General features: G+C 70.3%; 14 protein-coding genes, 1 pseudogene and 1 riboswitch. Of the genes and pseudogenes, 11 read left to right on the top strand and 4 right to left on the bottom strand.

The window, feature by feature from the left end; genetic code table 11:
• Positions 1-91: 91 nt before the first annotated feature.
• Entirely contained in the window at positions 92-2,548 is a 2,457-nt protein-coding gene (locus tag OHA65_RS27995) for a DNA topoisomerase IV subunit A (RefSeq protein WP_327278942.1), read from the bottom strand.
• Between the two features lie 252 nt (positions 2,549-2,800).
• Between OHA65_RS27995 and OHA65_RS28000 the strand changes: the two genes are divergently transcribed.
• The 4 genes from OHA65_RS28000 to OHA65_RS28015 all read left to right on the top strand — a co-directional run bounded on the left by OHA65_RS28000 (position 2,801) and on the right by OHA65_RS28015 (position 7,554).
• Positions 2,801-4,156: a pitrilysin family protein gene (locus OHA65_RS28000; RefSeq protein WP_327278943.1), complete on the top strand. Its 1,356-nt coding sequence runs from the start codon at positions 2,801-2,803 to the stop codon at positions 4,154-4,156.
• A 20-nt stretch (positions 4,157-4,176) separates the two neighbouring features.
• Entirely contained in the window at positions 4,177-5,544 is a 1,368-nt protein-coding gene (locus tag OHA65_RS28005) for a pitrilysin family protein (protein ID WP_327285816.1), read from the top strand.
• A gap of 184 nt (positions 5,545-5,728) precedes the next feature.
• Positions 5,729-5,888, top strand: a riboswitch (cyclic di-AMP (ydaO/yuaA leader).
• A gap of 12 nt (positions 5,889-5,900) precedes the next feature.
• On the top strand, positions 5,901-6,695 hold the full coding sequence (locus OHA65_RS28010; protein ID WP_327278944.1) for a M23 family metallopeptidase: 795 nt from the start codon (positions 5,901-5,903) through the stop codon (positions 6,693-6,695).
• Positions 6,696-6,888: 193 nt separating this feature from the next.
• Positions 6,889-7,554, top strand: coding sequence for a GntR family transcriptional regulator (locus tag OHA65_RS28015; RefSeq protein ID WP_327278945.1), 666 nt, complete (start codon positions 6,889-6,891; stop codon positions 7,552-7,554).
• Positions 7,555-7,716: 162 nt separating this feature from the next.
• On the opposite strand, the gene OHA65_RS28020 is transcribed toward OHA65_RS28015, so the two are convergent.
• Positions 7,717-7,998 carry an HPr family phosphocarrier protein gene (locus OHA65_RS28020; RefSeq protein WP_327278946.1) on the bottom strand — a complete coding sequence of 94 codons (282 nt, stop codon included), beginning with the start codon at positions 7,996-7,998 and terminating at the stop codon, positions 7,717-7,719.
• 185 nt (positions 7,999-8,183) lie between these two features.
• On the opposite strand from OHA65_RS28020, the gene OHA65_RS28025 reads away from it, so the two are divergent.
• The 4 genes from OHA65_RS28025 to OHA65_RS28040 all read left to right on the top strand — a co-directional run bounded on the left by OHA65_RS28025 (position 8,184) and on the right by OHA65_RS28040 (position 13,797).
• Positions 8,184-11,051: a GNAT family N-acetyltransferase gene (locus OHA65_RS28025; protein WP_329314719.1), complete on the top strand. Its 2,868-nt coding sequence runs from the start codon at positions 8,184-8,186 to the stop codon at positions 11,049-11,051.
• A gap of 51 nt (positions 11,052-11,102) precedes the next feature.
• Positions 11,103-11,699, top strand: coding sequence for a DUF5998 family protein (locus OHA65_RS28030; RefSeq protein ID WP_327278948.1), 597 nt, complete (start codon positions 11,103-11,105; stop codon positions 11,697-11,699).
• Positions 11,699-12,901, top strand: a complete 1,203-nt coding sequence (locus tag OHA65_RS28035) for an alkaline phosphatase family protein (RefSeq protein WP_405762615.1) — start codon at positions 11,699-11,701, stop codon at positions 12,899-12,901. Before OHA65_RS28030 ends, OHA65_RS28035 begins: the two co-directional genes overlap by 1 nt.
• 245 nt (positions 12,902-13,146) lie before the next feature.
• Positions 13,147-13,797, top strand: a complete 651-nt coding sequence (locus tag OHA65_RS28040; protein ID WP_327278950.1) for a thymidine kinase — start codon at positions 13,147-13,149, stop codon at positions 13,795-13,797.
• Between the two features lie 501 nt (positions 13,798-14,298).
• Here the strand turns inward: OHA65_RS28040 and OHA65_RS28045 are convergent.
• Positions 14,299-15,240 (bottom strand): annotated as a pseudogene (locus tag OHA65_RS28045) (IS5 family transposase).
• Positions 15,241-15,635: 395 nt separating this feature from the next.
• Here OHA65_RS28045 and OHA65_RS28050 point away from each other — a divergent pair.
• The 3 genes from OHA65_RS28050 to OHA65_RS28060 all read left to right on the top strand — a co-directional run bounded on the left by OHA65_RS28050 (position 15,636) and on the right by OHA65_RS28060 (position 21,771).
• Positions 15,636-20,351: an RHS repeat-associated core domain-containing protein gene (locus tag OHA65_RS28050; RefSeq protein WP_405763443.1), complete on the top strand. Its 4,716-nt coding sequence runs from the start codon at positions 15,636-15,638 to the stop codon at positions 20,349-20,351.
• Entirely contained in the window at positions 20,348-21,028 is a 681-nt protein-coding gene (locus OHA65_RS28055) for a histone-like nucleoid-structuring protein Lsr2 (RefSeq protein WP_405762616.1), read from the top strand. Before OHA65_RS28050 ends, OHA65_RS28055 begins: the two co-directional genes overlap by 4 nt.
• 245 nt (positions 21,029-21,273) lie before the next feature.
• Positions 21,274-21,771, top strand: a complete 498-nt coding sequence (locus OHA65_RS28060) for a thymidine kinase (RefSeq protein WP_327278952.1) — start codon at positions 21,274-21,276, stop codon at positions 21,769-21,771.
• Between the two features lie 19 nt (positions 21,772-21,790).
• Here the strand turns inward: OHA65_RS28060 and OHA65_RS28065 are convergent, their stop codons facing one another.
• Positions 21,791-22,591 carry a VOC family protein gene (locus tag OHA65_RS28065; RefSeq protein ID WP_327278953.1) on the bottom strand — a complete coding sequence of 267 codons (801 nt, stop codon included), beginning with the start codon at positions 22,589-22,591 and terminating at the stop codon, positions 21,791-21,793.
• Positions 22,592-22,697: the final 106 nt, after the last annotated feature.

A 22,697-nucleotide genomic window follows, 5' to 3' on the forward strand; every position in this document is an offset into this window, starting at 1 on the left:
ACTCCCCCCACCAACACCCAGAGGGAAAACACTAGTCGGCATTCGGGTGGTACGTCCCCCCGGTCGCACTACCCGAATGCCGCCGTACGTCCTACAGCGCGCCCCCCGCCAGAGCGGCGACGACCGCGGGCAGCGCGGCCCCCGAGCCGTCGCGGCGCGGGTCCACGGCCGGTAGTTCGGCTGGGGTGCCGTTCGCCGCGGCCGCGCGGACCGGTGCGTTGCCGGCCCAGGCCAGCAGCAGCAGGTCCTCGCCCTTCAGGAACCGCTGGCAGCGGACGCCGCCGGTGGCCCGGCCCTTGCGCGGGTACTGGTCGAACGGGGTGAGCTTGCCGGACTGCATCGAGTCGTCCAGCGTCCCGTGAGAGCCCGCCACCGTGAACACCAGGGCGTCCCGCGCCGGGTCCACGGCCGAGAAGTGGATCACCTTGGCGTTGTCGGAGAGCTTGATGCCCGCCATGCCGCCCGCCGGGCGGCCCTGCGGGCGCACCTGGGCCGCCGGGTAGCGCAGCAGCTGGGCGTCGTCGGTGAGGAAGACCAGGTCCTCCTCGCCCGTGCGCAGTTCGACCGCGCCGACGATCCGGTCGCCCTCCTTGAGGGTGATGACCTCCAGCTCGTCCTTGTTCGCCGGGTAGTCCGGCACGACCCGCTTGACCACGCCCTGTTCGGTGCCCAGGGCCAGGCCCTGCGAGGACTCGTCCAGCGAGGTCAGGCAGATCACCGTCTCGTCCGCCTCCAGCCCGGAGAGGAACTCCGACACCGGGGCGCCGCCCGCCAGGTTCGGCGCGGCGTGGGTGTCCGGCAGCTGCGGCAGGTCGATCACCGAGAGCCGCAGCAGCCGCCCGTACGAGGTGACCACGCCGACGTCCGCCCGGGCGGACGCGGCGACCTGCGAGACGACCAGGTCGTGCTTCGCGCGGGCGCCGCCCTCCTCCTCCGGCAGCGGGTCGCCGTTGGCGGTGCGCGCCAGTAGACCCGTCGAGGACAGCAGGACCCGGCACGGGTCGTCCGCGACCTCCAGCGGCACCGCGGCGACCGTCGTGCCCGCCGACTCCAGCAGGACCGTACGGCGCTCGGTGCCGAACTTCTTCGCGACCGCGGCCAGTTCCGTGGAGACCAGCTTGCGCAGCTCCGTGTCGGACTCCAGGATGCCGGTCAGCTCGTCGATCTCGCCGGTGAGGCGGTCGCGCTCGGACTCCAGCTCGATCCGGTCGAAGCGGGTGAGCCGGCGCAGCGGGGTGTCCAGGATGTACTGGGTCTGGATCTCGCTCAGCGAGAAGCGCTCGATGAGCCGCTCCTTCGCCTGCGCCGAGTTGTCGCTGTCCCGGATGATGCGGATGACCTCGTCGATGTCGACCAGGGCCACCAGCAGACCCTCGACCAGGTGCAGCCGGTCGCGACGCTTGGTGCGGCGGAACTCGCTGCGCCGCCGCACGACCTCGAAGCGGTGGTCGAGGTAGACCTCCAGCAGCTCCTTGAGACCCAGCGTCAGCGGCTGGCCGTCGACGAGGGCGACGTTGTTGATGCCGAAGGACTCTTCCATCGGCGTCAGCTTGTACAGCTGCTCCAGCACGGCCTCGGGGTGGAAGCCGTTCTTGATCTCGATGACCAGGCGCAGCCCGTGCGAGCGGTCCGTGAGGTCCTTGACGTCCGCGATGCCCTGGAGCTTCTTGGAGCCGACCAGGTCCTTGATCTTCGCGATGACCTTCTCGGGGCCGACCGTGAAGGGCAGTTCGGTGACGATCAGGCCCTTGCGGCGCGCCGTGACGTTCTCCACGGCCACCGTGGCCCGGATCTTGAACGTGCCGCGGCCCTTCTCGTAGGCGTCCTTGATGCCCGAGAGGCCCACGATCCGGCCGCCCGTGGGCAGGTCCGGACCCGGCACGAAGCGCATCAGCGCCTCCAGGTCCGCCTGCGGGTAGCGGATCAGGTGGCGGGCCGCCGCGATGACCTCGCCCAGGTTGTGCGGGGGCATGTTGGTGGCCATGCCGACCGCGATCCCGGAGGAGCCGTTGACCAGCAGGTTCGGGTACGCCGCGGGCAGCGCGACCGGTTCCCGCTCCTGGCCGTCGTAGTTGGCGGTGAAGTCGACGGTGTCCTCGTCGATCGACTCCGTCATCAGCGACGTGGCGTCCGCCATCTTGCACTCGGTGTAACGCATCGCGGCCGGAGGGTCGTCGTTGCCGAGCGAACCGAAGTTGCCGTGGCCGTCGACCAGCGGCAGCCGCATCGAGAAGGGCTGGGCCATGCGCACCAGGGCGTCGTAGATCGACGCGTCACCGTGCGGGTGCAGCTTGCCCATGACCTCGCCGACGACGCGCGCGCACTTCACGTAGCCGCGGTCGGGGCGCAGGCCCATCTCGTTCATCTGGTAGACGATGCGCCGGTGTACCGGCTTCATGCCGTCCCGGGCGTCGGGCAGGGCGCGGGAGTAGATCACCGAGTACGCGTACTCGAGGAAGGAGCCCTGCATTTCGTCGACGACGTCGATGTCGAGGATCTTCTCCTCGAAATCCTCCGGCGGCGGGGTCTTCGTGCTGCGGCGGGCCATCGCTGCGCGGCTCCTTAACCAAGAAAGAAGGTGTGCTGGGGGTCTGGCGGGTGTGCTGAGCGGGGTTGACGGGGTTGTCGCGGACCATTGTGGCCCGAGGCACCGACAAGGCCGACTCCGACCCTGGCGGTCACCCCCGGACGGAGTCGCGGGGGAGTGCGAGTCGGGAACTTCTCCGGTCACCGACGCGCTTGCATACAGTGGCAGGTCTGACGGAAATCTCTACATCGCGATCGAAGGGACCACATGCCCATGGGTCACACGGCCACAGCCCAGGCCGGCTCCGGCGGCCTGACAGCGACCGAGCACCGGCTGGCCAACGGCCTGCGCGTGGTGCTCTCCGAGGATCACCTGACCCCGGTCGCCGCGGTCTGCCTCTGGTACGACGTCGGCTCGCGCCACGAAGTCAAGGGGCGGACCGGTCTGGCTCACCTCTTCGAGCACCTGATGTTCCAGGGCTCGGCGAGCGTACCCGGCAACGGGCACTTCGAGCTGGTCCAGGGTGCCGGCGGTTCGCTCAACGGCACCACGAGCTTCGAGCGCACCAACTACTTCGAGACCATGCCGGCCCACCAGCTGGAGCTCGCGCTGTGGCTGGAAGCGGACCGGATGGGCTCGCTGCTCACCGCCCTGGACGACGAGTCCATGGAGAACCAGCGCGACGTCGTCAAGAACGAGCGCCGCCAGCGGTACGACAACGTCCCGTACGGCACGGCGTTCGAGAAGCTGACCGCCCTGGCGTACCCCGAGGGCCACCCGTACCACCACACCCCGATCGGCTCCATGGCCGACCTGGACGCGGCCTCCCTGGAGGACGCCCGCGCCTTCTTCCGTACGTACTACGCGCCCAACAACGCGGTGCTGTCGGTCGTCGGCGACATCGACCCCGAGCAGACGCTCGCCTGGGTCGAGAAGTACTTCGGCTCCATCCCCGGGCACGACGGCAAGCAGCCGCCGCGCGACGGCGCGCTGCCCGAGATCATGGGCGAGCAGCTGCGCGAGGAGATCGTCGAGGAGGTCCCGGCCCGCGCGCTGATGGCCGCCTACCGGCTCCCGCACGACGGCACCCGTGAGTGCGACGCCGCCGACGTGGCGCTGACCGTCCTGGGCGGCGGCGAGTCCTCCCGGCTGCACAACCGCCTGGTACGCCGTGACCAGAGCGCCGTCGCGGCCGGCTTCGGCATGCTGCGGCTCGCCGGTGCGCCCTCGCTGGGCTGGCTGGACGTGAAGACCTCCAGCGGGGTCGAGGTGCCCGCCATCGAGGCCGCCGTCGACGAGGAGCTCGCGCGGTTCGCCGCCGAGGGCCCGACGGCCGAGGAGATGGAGCGCGCGCAGGCGCAGCTGGAGCGCGAGTGGCTGGACCGGCTGAGCACGGTGGCCGGCCGCGCCGACGAACTGTGCCGCTTCGCGGTGCTGTTCGGCGATCCGCAGCTGGCCCTGACCGCGGTCGGGCGCGTCCTCGACATCACCGCCGAGGAGGTGCAGGCCGTGGCCGCGGCGCGACTGCGCCCCGACAACCGGGCGGTGCTGGTGTACGAGCCGCTCCCGGCAGGGGCCGACGCCGACGCGGCCGACGAGAACGACGAGAACGAAGGGGCGGAGCAGTGAGCGACACCGCAGCCGTCACGATGACCTTCCACCCGCAGCCGCAGGCGGGCCAGGCCAGGCCGTGGGCCTTCCCGGCCCCCGAGCGGGGCGCGCTGCCCAACGGCCTGACCGTGCTGCGCTGCCACCGGCCCGGCCAGCAGGTCGTCGCCGTCGAGGTCAACCTCGCCGCCCCGCTGGACGCCGAGCCCCAGGGCCTGGACGGCGTGGCGACCATCATGGCCCGCGCGCTGTCCGAGGGCACCGACAAGCACTCGGCCGAGGAGTTCGCGGCCGAGCTGGAGCGCTGCGGCGCCACCCTCGACGCGCACGCCGACCACCCGGGCCTGCGGGTCTCGCTGGAGGTCCCGGCCTCCCGCCTGCACAAGGCACTGGGCCTGCTCGCGGAGGCGCTGCGCGCCCCGGCCTTCGCCGACGCCGAGGTCGACCGGCTGGTGCGCAACCGGCTCGACGAGATCCCGCACGAGCTGGCGAACCCGCAGCGCCGCGCCGCCAAGGAGCTCTCCCGGCAGCTCTTCCCGTCGACCCTGCGGATGTCCCGGCCGCGCCAGGGCACCGAGGAGACGGTCGCCCGGATCGACTCCGCGGCCGTACGCGCCTTCTACGAGGCCCACGTACGCCCCGCCACGGCCACCGCGGTCGTCGTCGGCGACCTGACCGGCATCGACCTGGACGCCGTCCTGGGGGACACCCTGGGAACCTGGACCGGCAACTCCGCCGAGGCGCTCCCGGTGCCGCCGGTGACCGCGGACGACACGGGCCGCGTGGTCATCGTGGACCGGCCCGGCGCGGTCCAGACGCAGCTGCTCATCGGCCGGATCGGGCCGGACCGGCACGAGCGGGTCTGGGCGGCGCAGGTGCTCGGCACGTACTGCCTGGGCGGCACGCTCACCTCGCGCCTGGACAAGGTGCTGCGCGAGGAGAAGGGCTACACGTACGGAGTGCGCGCCTTCGGCCAGGTGCTGCGGTCCACCGCGGACGGCAAGGGCGCCTCGATGCTCGCCATCAGCGGCTCGGTGGACACCCCCAACACCGGCCCGGCGCTCGAAGACCTCTGGAAGGTGCTCCGCACCCTCGCGGAGGGCGGCTTGACCGACGCCGAACGGGACGTGGCGGTGCAGAACTTGGTGGGCGTGGCCCCGCTGAAGTTCGAGACGGCCGCGGCCGTCGCCGGCACGCTCGCCGACCAGGTCGAGCAGGAGCTTCCGGACGACTACCAGGCGCGGTTGTACGCACAGCTGGCCCAAACGGGCACGGTGGAGGCGACTTCGGCCGTTCTGGCCGCCTTCCCGATGGACCGCCTGGTCACCGTCCTGGTGGGTGACGCTTCGCAGATCGAGGCGCCGGTGCGGGCGCTGGGGATCGGTGAGGTCACCGTCGTCACCAACTGACGGACATCTCAAGGGGCTCCGGTGGCTTGTCCACCGGGGCCCCTTTTGTCTGTTTAGTGGAGAGGTTGCTTGTATGGGGTGTGGCGTACGCAACAAAAAGGCGCGTCTGTTTGGCGATTGACTGATGATCCGCCTAGCGTCGGCCGTGCTGTCCGTCAGTTGTACGCGCCGCATCCGCGGCACCGGGCAGCGATCGCCGAGTCCCCGTCAGGCGCGAGCCTGGGGAGCCGGGGACCCACATGTGTCCCTGGGGTGAATCGGACCGCCTCGTCAGAGGGGGCCCGTAGGAGACCTTCCTGCTCCGAACCCGTCAGCTAACCCGGTAGGCGAGAAGGAAGGAAAGGATCAACCCCTTCATGGCGTTTGGCAGTCGTGCCGCCGGTAAGCACCGTGGTTCCAGCCGTCTGAGCCGCAAGACCGCCGGCTACGCCGGCATCGCCGCCCTCGCCACCACCGGTGTCGTCGGCTCCCTCGCCGGACCGGCGTTCGCCGCGTCCGACAAGGCCCCCTCCATGGAGGACACCGGTCTGAACGCCGTGGTCACCGCCGAGGACCTCGCGGGCGAGATCGAGGCCCAGGCCGAGGCGCAGCAGAACGCCGCCGATGCCGCCGCCGCCAAGGCGAAGGCCGAGGCCGACGCGAAGGCCCGTGCCGCCGAGGCCAAGCAGAAGGCCGAGGACAAGGCGAAGGCCGAGCGCGAGGCCGCCGAGCGCGCCGCCCGCGAGGAGGAGCGCAAGCGCCTCAACACCTTCGTCGCCCCCGTCGACGGGTCCTACATCAGCACCCAGTGGCACGCGGGTGGCGGCATGTGGTCCTCCGGCAGCCACACCGGCATCGACTTCCACGCGGCCTCCGGCACCTCGGTGCACGCGGTGGGCGCCGGAACCGTCGTCGAAGCCGGCTGGGGCGGCGCGTACGGCAACAACGTCGTCATCAAGCACAACGACGGCACCTACACGCAGTACGGCCACATGACCTCGCTGAACGTTTCCGTCGGCGAGCAGGTCACCCCGGGCCAGCAGATCGGCCTGTCGGGCTCGACCGGCAACTCCAGCGGCCCGCACCTGCACTTCGAGGCCCGCACCGGCGCCCAGTACGGCTCGGACATCGACCCGGTCGCGTACCTGCGCAGCCACGGCGTCGACGTCTGACCCGCAGCACTCGACCGAAGGCCCCGGCTCCCCGAGCCGGGGCCTTCGCGTTGTGGCTGTAAATATCCCCGATTTCCGCCCGCACTCGGAAAATATCGCGTGTTGCAATAGAGTCCCGATACGATCGCAACACGATCGCAACACGGTCGCGGCAAAATGACGTCGGCAGTCGGAAATAGGCGGAGGTCCGGTCTTGCGTATTCCTGCGCACGCGGTATGCACGGCGATCCGTGACGACATCGTCTCCGGGGTCTTCGCGCCGGGCGGCAGGCTGACCGAGGAACTGCTGGCCCGCCGGTACGGGGTCTCCCGCGTCCCGGTCCGCGAGGCGCTGCGGACCTTGGAGTCCGAGGGGTTCGTCACCTCCCGCCGGCATGCGGGCGCCTGCGTCGCCGAGCCCACCGAACAGGAGGCGGTCGATCTCCTGGAACTGCGGATGCTGCTGGAGCCCCTGGCCGCGGCCCGGGCCGCCCGGCGGCGCACCGAAGCACACCTCAAGGTGCTGCGCGGGCTGGTCAGGCTGGGCCAGGAGCGGGCCAGGCAGGGGCAGGGGGAGGATCTGCGGTCGCTGGGCGGCTGGTTCCACGAGACCCTCGCCCAGGCCTCGGGCAGTCCGGGGCTGATCACGCTGCTCACGCAGATGCGGCACAAGGTCGCCTGGATGTACGTGGTGGAGGCGCCGGCGCGGCCCGTGGAGTCCTGGGCCGAGCACGGGGCGATCGTGGACGCGGTCGCGCGCGGGGACGCCGAGCGGGCGCGGGCGCTGACGGCCGTCCACGCGGACCGCGCGGCGCGGGTGCACCGGCTGCGGGTGAGGACTTCGCAACATGCCGTAAACACGGCGAGCGGTCCGTATTAACAAAAGAGGCGTATTAGTTTCGGAGGCGTCGGCTGAATTCATGGCGCTTTGACTGTCGTCCTACGCGGACGATGTGAATTGCCGAATACGACGAAGCCGCGGCCGCCGGAATACCGGCGGCCGCGGCTTCGTCTCGTGTCGTGCCCGGGCGAACCCGAAGGGTCAGACGGTCTCGGGGAGCTCTTCGAGGCCCTCGGCGACCAGCTTCGCGAGGCGGTCCAGCGCCACTTCGGCGCCCTCGGCGTCGGACGCGAGGACGATCTCCTCTCCGCCCTGCGCACCCAGGCCCAGCACCGCGAGCATGGACGCGGCGTTGACGGGGTTCCCGTCGGCCTTGGCGATGGTCACCGGGACGCCGGAAGCGGTCGTCGCACGGACGAAGATCGAGGCGGGACGAGCGTGCAGGCCCTCGGCCCATCCGACGTTGACGCGGCGCTCTGCCATGGTGATGCCCTTCAGGTTCTTACGGGTTGTCTAGACCAGTCTCTCACGACGCCCCGAATGCTCCGACCGGCCTCCGGCGCGGATCCTCTGCCGTTCGACCTACCCCAGCTTGCACTGGTTTGACCCTGCTTGCCGCGTGCGCCGCGCAGGAGCCGTTCGGCCGGTCCTGGCCTTAAGATCGCCGCATGACCACCCCGTCGGACCCCTCGTACCCGGCCCACTGGGAAGCGGACGTCGTCCTGCGCGACGGCGGCACCGCCCGGATCCGGCCCATCACCACCGAGGACGCGGGCCGGCTGGTCAGCTTCTACGAGCAGGTCTCCGACGAGTCGAAGTACTACCGCTTCTTCGCCCCCTACCCCCGGCTCTCCGACCGCGACGTGCACCGCTTCACGCACCACGACTACGTGGACCGGGTCGGCCTCGCGGCGACCGTCGGCGAGGAGTTCATCGGCACCGTCCGCTACGACCGGATCGGCCCCGACGGCCGGCCCGCCACCGCCCCCGCCGACGAGGCCGAGGTCGCCTTCCTCGTACAGGACGCCCACCAGGGCCGCGGGGTCGCCTCCGCGCTCCTCGAACACATCGGCGCGGTCGCCCGGGAGCGGGGCATCCGGCGGTTCGCGGCAGAGGTGCTCCCCGCCAACAACAAGATGATCAAGGTGTTCACGGACGCCGGCTACCAGCAGAAGCGCAGCTTCGAGGAGGGCTCCGTCCACCTCACCCTCGACCTCGAACCCACCGCCGAGTCCCTGGCCGTGCAGCGGGCCCGCGAGCAGCGCGCCGAGGCCCGCTCCGTGCAGCGGCTGTTGGCCCCCGGCTCGGTGGCCGTGATCGGAGTCAGCCGCTCCGGCGGGGGCGTCGGCGCCGCCGCGCTGCGCAACCTGCGCGACAGCGGTTTCCGCGGCCACCTCTACGCCGTGAACGAGGCCGCCACCGCCGACCTGCTGGACGGGGTACGGGCCTACCGCGCGCTCGGCGACATCGACGCCCCGGTCGACCTCGCGGTGATCGCGGTCCCGGCCGAGCGGGTCCCCGAGGCAGTGGCCGCCTGCGGGGAGCACGGGGTGCAGGGCCTCGTGGTGCTGTCCGCCGGATACGGGGAGAGCGGCGCGGCCGGGCTCGACCGGCAGCGCGAACTCGTGCGCCAGGTGCGCTCGTACGGGATGCGGCTGATCGGGCCGAACGCGTACGGCGTGATCAACACCGCCCCGGAGGTCGGGCTCAACGCCTCACTGACCCCGGCGCCCGCGCCGATCCGGGGCCGCATCGGACTGTTCACCCAGTCCGGGGCGATCGGCATCTCGCTGCTGTCCGCACTGCTGCGGCGGGGCGCGGGGCTGTCGTCCTTCGTCTCGGCGGGCAACCGGGCGGACGTCTCCGGGAACGACATCCTCCAGTACTGGTACGAGGACGAAGCCACCGACGTCGCGCTGATGTACCTCGAAACCCTCGGCAACCCGCGCAAGTTCACCCGGCTCGCGCGGCGCACGGCGGCCGTGAAGCCGGTGGTCGTCGCGAGGGGCGCCGGCCGCCACACCCCCGCCGGACACGTGGTCCCCGGGACCAGGCTGGCGGACACCACGGTCTCCGCACTGCTGCGGCAAGCGGGGGTGATCCGGGTCGACACGGTGACCGAGCTGGTGGACGTGGGGCTGCTCCTGGCCTCGCAGCCGCTGCCGGCCGGGCCGCGCGTGGCGATCCTGGGGAACTCGGAGTCGCTGGGCGTCCTCACGTACGACGCGTGCCTCGCGCAGGGGCTGCGGCCCGCGGTCCCGCTGGACCTGACGACGGCGGCGACGCCCGAAAGCTTCCGGCTGGCGCTGGGCGCGGCGCTGGCCTCCGCCGAGAACGACGCGGTGATCGTCACGGTGATCCCGTGGGTGAACGAACAGGAGCCGCAGGACGACCTGGCCGAGGCCCTGCGGGACGCGGTGGCCGGCCATCCCGGCAAGCCGGTGGCCCTGGTCCACGTGGAGCTGGCGGAGCTCGTCGACGCCCTGTCCCCGACGGGGGTCCTGCCCGGAGCCGGAGCCGGAGCCCGGCCCGGACCGGCGAGCCCCGGCTCCACGGGTGCGGCGCCGCTTGCGGGAGCGCTGCCCCCGCGTCCCGGGGCGCGGGAGACGGGCGCGACCGCGTACGCCGGGCCGGGCGCCGACGGCCCCGGTTCCGGCGAGGCCCCGGACGGGCGGATCCCGGCGTACCCGGCCGCCGAGCGGGCCGTCAGGGCCGTCGCCGAGGCCGTCCGGTACGGGCAGTGGCGGCGGGCCAACGCCGACTCCGGTCACGTCCCCCAGTACGAGGACATCGACGAGGCCGCAGCCGCCGCCCGGCTCGCCGGCCTGCTGGTGGACGCCGGCGACGGCGTGCTCACCCTCACCGAAGCCGACGCCGGCGCCCTGCTCGCCCACTACGGGATCCGGGTGCTCCCCACCCTGCCGGCGCCCACTGCGGACCACGCGGTCCGGGCCGCCCGGGCCCTGGGCTACCCCGTTGCCCTCAAGACCACGGCCCCGCACCTGCGCCACCGCGCGGACCTCGGCGGCGTACGCCTCGACCTCGCGACCGAGGCCGACCTGCGCCGCTCGTACGAGGAGCTCACCGACCTCCTCGGGAGGCCCGACGAGCTGCTGCCCGTCGTCCAGGCCATGGTGCCCCGCGGGGTCGACACCGTCGTGCGGTCCGTCATCGACCCCGCCGCGGGCGCCGTCCTCTCCTTCGGGCTGGCCGGCGTCGCCTCGGAGCTGCTCGGCGACACCGCCCACCGCCTCGTCCCGGCCACCGACCGGGACGCCGCGGGGCTGATCCGGTCCATCCGGGCCGCACCCCTCCTCTTCGGCTGGCGCGGCAGCGACCCCGTCGACACCGCCGCCCTCGAAGAGCTCCTGCTGCGACTGTCCCGGCTCGTCGACGACCACCCCGAGGTGGTGGGCGTCACCCTCGAACCCGTCGTCGTCGCCACCGAGGGCCTCTCCGTGCTGAGCGCCACCGTCCGGGTGGCGCACCCGCCGGCCCGCACCGATCTCGGTCCCCGGACACTCCCCAGCTACTGAGCCGGTCCCGGGGCGCCCGGCGCGCCCCGGACGGGCCTTAGGATGGACCCCATGGCGAAATCCGGTACGACGACCCAGGGGCTGCGCACGGCGATCGAGCGCAGCGGCTACTACCCGGCCCTCGTGGCCGAGGCCGTGGAGGCCGCGGTGGGCGGCGAGCCGATCTCGTCGTACCTGGTCCACCAGGAGACGACCTTCGACTCCAACGAGGTGCGCCGGCACGTGACCGTCCTGGTCCTGACCGGGAACCGCTTCATCGTGAGCCACACCGACGAGCAGGCCGCCGACGCCGGGTCGCCGTCCCCGTATGCGACCACCTCCACCGAGTCGGTCAAGATCGGCGCGATCTCCTCCGTGGTGCTCAGCCGCGTCGTCGCCAACCCCGAGTCGTACACCCCCGGCACCCTGCCCCGCGAGGTCGTCCTGACCATCGGCTGGGGCGCGGTCTCCCGCATCGACCTGGAGCCCGCCGCCTGCGGCGATCCGAACTGCGACTCCGACCACGGCTACACCGGCAACTCCACCGCCGACGACCTCAGCCTGCGCGTCAGCGAGGCCGGCGACGGCCCCGAGGCGGTCCGCCAGACCCTCGTCTTCGCGCAGGCCCTGTCCGAGGCCACGGCGGCGGCTTCCGCCCCTGCCCGCTGATGTCCTACTCCGCACCGTCGAACTGGGACGAGCCGGAGCTGCTGGACCTGTCCGGCGCCCCCGTCCCGGAGTACGGCACCGGCTCGCTCGCCGATCTGCTGCCGACCCTGGTGGCCGGCCAGGGCGTGCCCGGGTACACCTCCGCCATCGCCGAGCTCACCCCGGCCGACCGGAACTGCGTGTTCCTGGTCGATGGCATGGGCTGGGAGCAGATCAAGGCCCACCCGGACGAGGCCCCGTACCTCACCTCCCTCCTCGGCAGCTCGCGCGGCGGCACCGGCCGCCCGATCACCGCGGGCTTCCCGGCGACCACCGCCACCTCGCTGGCCTCCGTCGGCACCGGCCTGCCCCCCGCCCGACATGGCCTGCCCGGCTACACCGTGCGCAATCCGGCCACCGGCGAACTGATGAACCAGCTCCGCTGGCACCCCTGGACGCCGCCGAAGCCCTGGCAGCCGTACCCGACCGTCTTCCAGCAGGCCGACAAGGCGGGGGTGGCGACGGCGCAGGTGTCCTCGCCCGCGTTCCAGACCACCCCGCTCACCAAGATCGCGCTGAGCGGCGGCACCTTCCTCGGCCGGATGACCGGTGAGGAGCGGATGGACCTCGCGGCGCAGCGCCTCGCCGCCGGCGACCGCTCGCTGGTGTACACGTACTACAGCGAGCTCGACGGAGCCGGCCACCGGCACGGCGTGAACTCCGACGCCTGGCGAGGCCAGCTGATGTGCGTCGACCGGCTCGTGCAGCGGCTCGCCGAGCAACTCCCGCCCCGCACCACGCTGTACGTGACCGCCGACCACGGCATGGTGGACGTCCCCTTCGACGAGGACTCGCGGATCGACTTCGACGAGGACTGGGAGCTGGGCGCGGGCGTGGCCCTGCTCGGCGGCGAGGGCCGGGCCCGGCACGTCTACGCCGTACCGGGCGCCGAAGCCGACGTGCTGACCGTGTGGCGGGAGGTGCTGGGCGACCGGTTCTGGATCGCGAGCCGCGAAGAGGCCCTGGAACGCGGCTGGTTCGGGCCGCCGGGGGAGTGCGACGAGCGCGTGCTCGGCCGGATCGGCGACGTGGTCGCCGCCGCCCACACCGATGCCGCGATCACCGCGTCCGTCAACGAGCCGAACGAATCTGCGCTCGCAGGGATGCACGGCTCCATGACCGCGGCCGAGCAGCTCGTCCCGCTGCTCGAAATCCGCACCTGACCCACCGACCCGTCCCGACCGGTGCCGTTCCGTACGGCGTCTTCCCGAGCGTCTCCCGCCGACCACGACCCGAAAGGCCCCGTTCCTTCCATGCCCGAATTGGTGTTTTTCTCCGGCACGATGGACTGCGGGAAGAGCACTGACTTGCTTGGGCATTCGCCATCTGTTGATCGTGGCGTGGGTCGGGTTGCGTCGTCCGGGGCTGTCAGCCGTCTCCGCTTGATCCGAAAGGTCCCGCTCTCCTGATGTCCGAACTTGCCTTCTTCTCCGGAACGATGGACTGTGGGAAGTCAACTTTGGCGCTTCAAATCGAACATAATCGATCGGCGCGCGGGCTGCAGGGGCTGATCTTCACACGCGACGACCGTGCGGGCGAGGGAAAGCTCTCGTCACGTCTGGGGCTGGTGACCGATGCGGTGGAGGCGGAGCCGGGCCTCGACCTCTATGGGTACGTGGTGGAGCAGCTGTCGCGGGGCGGCAAGGTCGACTACGTGATCGTGGACGAGGCCCAGTTCCTTGCTCCCGATCAGATCGACCAGTTGGCCCGGATCGTCGACGACCTGGACCTGGATGTCTTCGCGTTCGGCATCACGACCGACTTCCGTACGAAGCTGTTCCCCGGCTCCCAGCGGCTGATTGAGCTCGCCGACCGCGTGGAGACCCTGCAGGTCGAGGCGATGTGCTGGTGCGGGGCGCGGGCCACTCACAACGCTCGCACGGTGGGCGGGGAGATGGTCGTCGAGGGCGAGCAGGTCGTGGTGGGGGACGTGGCCCGGTCGGCGGCCGAGGTGGGGTACGAGGTGCTGTGCCGACGCCATCACCGTCGGCGGATGACGAGTGCCGCGTCGCGGACGGGTTCGCTGTCGCCGGACGTACTGCCGGTCGCTTCCGGCTGATTCATGGTTTGAGGGCCTGCTCCTGGCTCCAGTGATCGTGCGCGGACGCCTTTGGCCGTAGGTTCGAGTCCTCGGCAGGAGCCGCAATCAAGGGCTGGTCGCGTTGCAACCCCAGAGACGTGCGGAGACGCCCTGGTTATCGAAATGGCGACCCATCTGCCGAAGACGCGTGTCCGAGGTGCTCGAGTGTGACGTTGCCTTTGGGCGTGAGCCGGTACGACCAGGAGCGGGCCTCCTCGATGAGGTGGAGGCCCTGTGGTCCGAGTTGCCGCGCCGCTGCGCGGCTGATCTGGTGCCTCGGTGGAGGGCTGCAGGCGGGGACGGCCGGCCAGGTGCGCGGGACCGATGGCCTTGATGTCGGCGAGACGGCCACCTGCGGCGACGCCCGAGCGCCACTCGTCGAGGTGCAGGTACAGCCGCTGGGTCATCAGTCCGTCGGCCAGGGTCTGCCAGGCCAGGGATAGCGGGGGTGTTCCCCCTAGGGCCTGTGTGATGTCGTGATCATTCGGCGGTCTTGATCAGGTCGTCGATCCAGATCATTGCGGCGCGGAGGTGGAGGCCGGCGAGGTAGCTTTCGGGTGGCTTGTCGTAGCGGGTGGCGATGCCTCGCCAGGCCTTCAGCTTGTTGATCAGGCGTTCGACCGTGTTCCGTTCCTTGTAGAGGTCGGCGTCGTGGCTGACGGGTCGGCCGCCTCGTGCGCCCTTCTTCTTCCGGTGGGCGGCCTGGTCCCGCTTTTCCGGGATGACGTCCTTGATACCGCGTTTGCATAGGTAGGCGCGGTTGCCGCGGGACGAGTAGGCCTTGTCGGCGGCGACCGCGCCGGGCCTGGTACAGGGGCGGCCGACAGGCAGGCGAACTCTCACCCTCGCGAGCACGGGAATCAACTGCGGGCTGTCTCCGGCCTGTCCGGCGGTCAAAACCAGCGCGAGCGGACGGCACCTGCGGTCCTCGGCGAGGTGCATCTTGCTGGTCAGGCCGCCCCGGCACCTGCCGAGGCAGGGCTTCCCTCAGGCAGAGCTTGCGTCTGCGCCGGACCCGCCGGCGCTCGGCCTGTCCGTTCTGTTCCTCCGGTCCGCCCCTTTTTGCCGGGCCGTTTCCTGCTCCTGCGCGGCTTCTTCCAGGGCCTCCATGAGGTGCTTGCTGACGCGCATGCCCGCCGCGTCGCGGTGAGCGCGGACCGTTGTGGAATCCACGCTGACCAGCGACAAGTCACTTCTTCCCGTCCGGGCCCCCTCCGCGATCAGGCCTTCCAGCAAAGCGGTGAAGACACCAGCGTCCCGCCAGACGCGGAAACGTCCATAGACGGTGGCCCAGGGACCGAACTCGGCAGGCATCTCCCGCCACTGACCACTGGACCGGAACCGCCAGATCACACCCTCGAACTGCTCCCGCAACCGCTCCGGGTACGGGCCGTACCTACCGATCGGCAGAAACGGCTCGATGAACTTCCACTAAGCATGGGTGAGTTGCCTACGCGTCACGACCGCAGTCCTACCGGATTCCACCCCGCGGAGAGGACAGAACTCAGGAACTGATCACGACATCACACAGGCTCTAGCACCAGCTCTCGGACCGGCCCCAGCGCGGGCCACCACGCGGTGGTGGCCCGCGCTGTCGTGTGTTCGGACACCCCGCAGGGGTGAATCTTCCCCTCGCCTACGCGACGGCGGATGCGGCCCCTTCTCTGGCTGTCCGAATTTGCGGGTGCAGATTACCCATCAGATCAATTGCCTGGTAGGACTGTTCGACCATTTGATCGGTTTTGGTTCACGGGGGATGGGGTCGCGTGGCTGTCACGGTGCCTGACTGGGCTGACACACTGCTGGACTTGATCGGTGTGGCCTGGCCGAATGTGGACGAGGACGCATACCGGGCCATGGCCGACTCGCTCCGCGACTTCGCCGAGGACCTCCTTGACGACGGCCAGCTCGCCAACAACCACGTCGAGCGCCTCCTCTCCGCCAGCAAAGGCGAATCGATAGAGGCCCTCAACCAGCACTGGAACACGGTCAAGACCAAGCACTTCAGGGACATCGCGGATGCGGCCCGCACTATCGCCGGGGCGATGGACATGGCAGCCGACGCCGTCGAGGCCATGAAGTACGCGGCTCTGGTCCAGCTCGGCTACCTCGCCGCCGAGGCTGGCATCGCGCTCTCCCTGATCCCCGTCACCGCAGGCCTCTCCGCACTCTTCGGCGCGGCCGCGATGCGCGCGACGCAGGAGGTCGTCAAGCGCCTGATCAAGGAGTGTGTCGAGGAAGCCGTCGGCTACATCGTCTCCGCGATGACCGAGCCAGCCGTCGCCGCCCTGGAAGGCATGGCCGCCGACCTCGTCGTCCAGCTCGGCTCGATGGCCCTCGGATTCCAGGACGGCGTCGACCTCGACCAGACCAAGCAGGCGGGCAAGGCCGGCTTCGACGACGGCGTGAAGTCCGGCAAGGAAGCCCTCCACCTCGCTTCCGCAGGCGTTGCCGGGGGCGGTGGCGCCGGCACCGGCCTGACTGACCTCCACATCGAGCACTCCGAGCACGCCCGCGCCGGCACCAGCCTCAACTCCGTTAGCACCAACATCCACGGCAAGACGACAATGCACCTGACCAAGGCCAAGTCCCACCACGGCCGCACCCGCGGCCGCGACTCCATAGCCCGGGCCATCGACCCCGTCGCCGACAAGGCCATGGCAGCCCTCGTCAAAGCCACCAAGGCCATGGGCGACCACGTCGGCACCACCCTCCCCAAAGCCGTCAAGAAGATATCCACCGACCACAAGAAGAACGACGACGCCATCCACGACAGCTTTAACCGCCTGAAGAAGAATGGTTCCGGCGGGGGCGATAACCGCAAGAGCGGACCGGGCGGGGTGGATCATCGCAAGGGCGACGCGGGCGTGCGCACCAAGCCTGATGCCCTGCATGGTGCGAAGGACGAAGCAAGGCGCAACGCCATCCCGACATCCAAGACGCACTGCGCGACCGACCCCGTCGATGTCGCCACCGGCGAGATGCTGTTGCCGCACGCGGACCTCTCGCTGCCCGGCGTGCTGCCGCTGGTCCTCACCCGGACCCACGCCTCCGGCTATCGCTACGGCCACTGGTTCGGCCGCAGCTGGGCCTCCACGCTGGACGAGCGCATCGAGCTCGACCCGTCGGGCGTCGGTGCCGTGTGGGCCCGCGAGGACGGTTCACTCCTCGTCTACCCCGCCCTCCCACGGCCGGGAGGCGAAGCCGTCCTGCCGCTGGAGGGGCCTCAGCTGCCGCTGGCGCACGACGGCGAGTACGGGGACGAGACCACGTATGCGATCACCGACTCGCGCACCGGGCTGACCCGCTGCTTCAGCGGCAGCCCCTACCGTGCCTCCTCCGCGTTCTGGCTGAGCGCAATCGAGGACCGCAACCAGAACCGCATCACGTTCACCCGCCTGCCGGACGGGACACCCACCACGGTCAGTCACGACGGCGGTTACACAGTTCAGCTGACCTCGGGCACCGGCCGAATACAGGCCCTGAAACTGCGCACACCGGAGGGCTGGGCCGAGGTCCGCACGTACGGCTACGACGCGCGCGGGAACCTGGACGCCATCACTAACTCCTCCGGTCTTCCGCTACGGATGACCTACGACGCCTGCGATCGCGTCACGTCGTGGACCGACCGCAATAACTCCACCTACCGGTACCTTTACGACAGCGCCGGCCGGGTCACCGAGACCGTGGGGCCCGAAGGCTTCCTCTCCTCGTCGTTCTCCTACGACGACATACATCCCGAGACCGGTCACCACGTCACTCGCTACACCGACTCCACCGGAGCTACCACGGTCTTCCACATCAATGACTCCTTCCAGGTCGTCGCGGAGACCGATCCTCTCGGAGCCACTACTCATTTCGAATTCGACGTAGCCGATCGGCTGCTCTCGCGGACCGACGCCCTGGGCGGCGTCACCCGATGCGAGCGTGACAGCCAGGGAAGTCTCGTCGCCCTGATCTCGCCAGACGGCGTACGCACCACCGCCTCATACAACGACCTGTACCTGCCCACGGAGGTCACCGAACGCGGCGGGGTCCGGCAGCACTTCGCCTACGACGCCCAAGGCAACCTCACGGCCACGGTCGACGCGGCAGGTGCGCGCACGGAGTACGAGTTCACCAGCCGCGGCCACCTGACCTCCATGCGCAACGCCGTCGGCGATGTCACCCGCATAACGACGAACGAGGCGGGCCTGCCACTCCTGCTCGTCGCTCCTAATGGCGCAACCACCACCCTGAGCCGGGATTCCTTCGGCCGGATCACGTCCGCCACGGATGCGGAAGGCTCGCTCCTGCGCCAGGCGTGGACCATCGAGGGTAAGCCCGCATGGCGTGAGCTGCCCGACGGCTCCCGGGAGGAGTGGGAGTGGGACGGGGAAGGGAACCTCCTCTCCTACACCGACCGCATGGGCCGTACCAGCTCGCACGCCGTCACCCACTTCGACTGTGCCGCCATGACCACCGCAGGGGACGGAGGCCGCTACGAGTACACCCACGACACAGAGCTGCGGCTGACGAAGGTCACCAACGCACAGGGCCTGGAGTGGGAGTACGGCTACGACGCGGCCGGCCGACTCGTGGCCGAGACGGACTTCGACGGCCGCACTCTCACCTACGAGCACGACGCCCTGGGCCGCCTGACCCGCCGTACCAACCCCGCAGGCCAAAGCCTGACCTTTGAACGTGACGCCCTCGGCCGGGTCATCCGGATCCTGCACGACGACGGATCCGTCTCTACGTTCACTCATACCGAAGCGGGCCACGTCTCCGAGATCAACAACCCCCACGCCCGCATCACCCTGGAACGGGACGCCGCAGGCCGGGTCATCACGGAAACCGTCAACGGTCGCACCCTCACCCTGGCGTACGACGCCCTCGGGCGCCGCACTCACCGGCGTACCCCCTCAGGTTCCGAGAGCCACCTCGAGTACGCCTCACAGGGTCTCGCCGCCTACACGACCGGCGAGCACACGTTCCGGTTCCGCCGCGACGCGCTCGGGCGCGAAACAACCCGCACCCTGGACGGCTCCCTCACCCTTCACCACGCCTGGGACTCGGTGGGCCGCCTGACCCACCAGTCACTGCACATGGCGGACTCCGAAGTCATGGGCCGGTCCTTCACCTACCAGTTCGACGGAGCGCCCACAGCGGTCGATGACAGCCTGGCCGGCCACCGTGCGTACACGCTCGACTCGGGCAGTCGGATCACAGCCGTCGAGGCACGAGGGTGGCGCGAGCAATACGCGTACAACACGGCCGGTGACCAGACCCACAACACTCTTCCCGCTGCCGCGCCCGGACAGGACAGCATGGGCGCACGTGACTACGAAGGCACCCGCATCACCCGCGCCGGCCGTACCCACTACAGGTACGACGCCCAGGGCCGGATGATCCGCCGCGAGACGCGCACGCTCAGCGGCAAGACGCTCACCTGGCACTTCCAGTGGAACGCCGAAGACCGTCTCACCCACGCCACCGCGCCGGGCGGCACCACATGGCGCTATCTCTATGACGCCCTTGGCCGACGTATCGCCAAGCAGCACCGGAACAGCGACGGCCACCTCACCGAGGAAACCTCGTACTGCTGGGACGGCTCGCAGCTCGCAGAGGAACGCACGGGCGCCACGGCCCTCGTCTGGGACTACGTAGGACTGCGCCCACTGGCGCAGCGCGAGTCCAAGTTCGACCCCGAACAGCTGCAGATCGACCGCCGGTTCTTCGCGATCGTCACTGACCTCGCGGGCAGTCCCAGTGAGCTGGTCTCCGCTGACGGCCAGATCAGCTGGCGTACACGCAGTACGGCGTGGGGCGCCACCCAGTGGGATCGAGGGAGCACCGCCTACACTCCGCTGCGCTACCCCGGGCAGTACTTCGACGCGGAGACAGGCCTCCACTACAACTTCAACCGCTACTACGACCCGGACCTCGGCCGGTACATCACGCCCGACCCTCTCGGTCTGGCTCCGGCAGCCAACCACTACGGCTACGTCCCGAACCCCTTCAGCCTGGCCGACCCCCTGGGGCTGGCCGGATGCGAGCCCGATCACACCTGGGGCGGGAAGGTCGTGTTCGTACGGGACGAGCATGGCCGTCCCTACGAGATGCACGCGACCATCACCCGGGACATGCTCGACGAGGGCACCGATGCGGCGAAGTGGCTCAAGCCACCGGGCTTCCTCCACGGAACGGATTACAACCAGGCGCGGGGCCACATGCTGGCCAATATGCTCGGCGGAACCGGAAAGCACTTGGACAACCTGTTCTGCATCACCCAAGACCCCACCAACTCACCCGACATGCGGGACCTGGAGCAGTCGATCTACAACGCCGTGAAGGGCAACCCCGCTGCCGGCGTCCAAGGGGAGATCGTCCAGTACAGCGTTTACCTTGAATACACGGACGACCGCAAGGATTCCGTACCCAAGTGGATCACGATGGAAGCCGATGGGAGCGACAGCTTCCGTCTCCGCGCCGACCTCGAGAATCCCGACCATGCCGACCAGCAGCGACGCCGCCGCCGAGGAATCCAGTGACCGACATCAACCTGCTCGTTCAGCTTTGTCCGCCCCCGTCCGGCCCCATCCCCGCGATCGACTGGGACACAGTGGAAGCCACACTGGGCATGCGGCTTCCGCAGGACTACAAGCAGCTCGCCGCCACCTACGGTCCGGGGGCCTTCTACGACTACCTGCACCTCTATCACCCCGCCGGCGTCACCGAGTACGTCGACATCACCGGTCCCATGCCTGCCCGGATCCGGTCCCACCTCCAGCGGGACTACGACCAGGGAACGCACCCGGTCCCGTACGACCCGCAGCACCTGTTCGCCATCGGCGGCACCGACAACGGCGAGTACCTGTTCTGGATCACCGACCCCCAGGACGCCCCCGACACCTGGCGGATCGCCGTCAACGAAGCCCGCGGGCCACGCTGGTTCACCTTCGACGGAAGCCTGACCGAGTTCCTCACCAGAGTCCTCAGCGGGCAGACGAGCGTTCCCCAATTCCCCGACGACCTTCTGGAAGGGCACACCGCCTTCGTCCCCTCCGTACCCACCGGCTACCAGCCCATGCCGCCAACGGCCGCCAGGCCGCCCGTCGACCTCGACACCATCCGCAAATGGGCACGCGCTAACGGCTACCAGGTCCCCTTCCGAGGCCGGATTCCCGCAGACATCCGCGAAGCATGGGATCGTGCGAACCCCAGCTGAGGTCGGTGCGGGTGCGGCGCTGCGGAGGCGCCAGCACCGTAGGTCTGGAGGGTGTTGCCCGGTATTCTCGGCGGTTCAAGTGGGACGCGGTCGAGCTCGTGCGGTCCAGCGGACGGACCGGCAGCTCTGTCGCGAAGGAACTGGGGATCACTGCCAAGTCGGTGCGGCGAGCCGAGGTCACGGTCGGTGGGGGCGGTGACGTAGGGGCGCTCCTTGCACATGGTGGATACCCCAGTAAAAGGACGTTGGCGCTCCAGATCGGCCACAACCGGTCGGCGCGGGGCCTGCAGTACGGGTACCTGGTGGGTCAGATGTCGAAGGGCGAAAAGGTCGACTACGTCATCGTGGACGAGGCGCAGTTCCTCGCCCCCGAGCAGATCGACCAACTGGCCCGCATCGTGGACGACCTGGACCTGGACGTCTTCGCGTTCGGCATCACCACGGACTTCCGCACCAAGCTGTTCCCCGGCTCGCAGCGGCTCATCGAACTGGCGGACCGGATCGAGACCCTCCAGGTGGAGGCGATGTGCTGGTGCGGCGCCCGCGTCACCCACAACGCCCGCACGGTGGGCGGCGAGATGGTCGTGGAGGGCGAGCAGGTCGTCGTCGGCGACGTCAACCGCTCCCCGGAGGAGGTCGGTTACGAGGTGCTGTGCCGCCGCCACCACCGCCGCCGCATGACGAGCGCCGCGGCGCACGCCGCAGCCCTCTCCCCGGACGTCCTCCCGGTCAACCCCGCCTGAGGGGCCGGCCGGGCCGCGGTCAACGGGTGCCGTTCCCGGGACGCGGTTCCACGAGGGCGAACACCGAGCCCTCCGGGTCGGTGACCGTGGCCACCCTGCCGGTCAGCCCCTCGCGGGGCGGCTGGACGACGCGCCCGCCGAGCCGGTGGACCCGGGCCGCGGCCGTGTCGGCGTCCTCGACCTGGAAGTACGTCATCCAGTGCGGGCCGCGGTCATGGGGGAGCGAGCGCCCGACCCCGTGCACCGCGGCGACCGGCCGCCCGTCCAGCAGCAGCGTCACGTAGTCGAAGTCGGCGGGGGCCGTGGCGTGCGTCTCGGCCTCGTGGCCGAAGACGTGCGCGTAGAACTTGCCGACGGTCGACGTGTCCTGCGTGAGGAGCTCGTTCCAGACCGGGGTGCCGGGGACGCCGGACAGCCGGGTCCCGATGTGCTCCTCGGCCTGCCAGATCCCGAAGATCGCGCCCAGCGGGTCGGAACAGATCGCCACGCGTCCTTCGCCGCCCGCGTCCAGCGGGCCCACCGCGACCGTTCCGCCGCACGAACGGATCGTCTCGGCCGTCGAGTCGGCGTCGTCGGTGGCGAAGTACGTGGTCCAGGCCACCGGAAGAAGCCGGTCCGGCGGCATCTCGCCGATTCCGGCCACCTCTTGGCCGTCGAGGAGGGCGCGGACGTACGGGCCGAAGGGCTGGGGGCCCGGCTCGTACTCCCAGCCGAACAGGTCGGTGTAGAAGGCCTCGGTGCTCCCGAGACCGTGCACCATCAGACTGGACCAGCACGGTGTGCCGGGTGGGCGCCGCGTTGCTTCCGGTGCCTCGGTCATGTCAGCCGTCTCCTCCGTCGTCGCTCATCCCGGACCAGATGCTTCCACTCCAGCGGGTCCGGCGCGCCCCGACCGGCCGGGTTTCGCCGATGCGTGCAGAGATGAC

Source organism: Streptomyces sp. NBC_00045, assembly GCF_045041095.1.
In the GTDB taxonomy this organism is placed as follows: Bacteria; Actinomycetota; Actinomycetes; order Streptomycetales; family Streptomycetaceae; genus Streptomyces.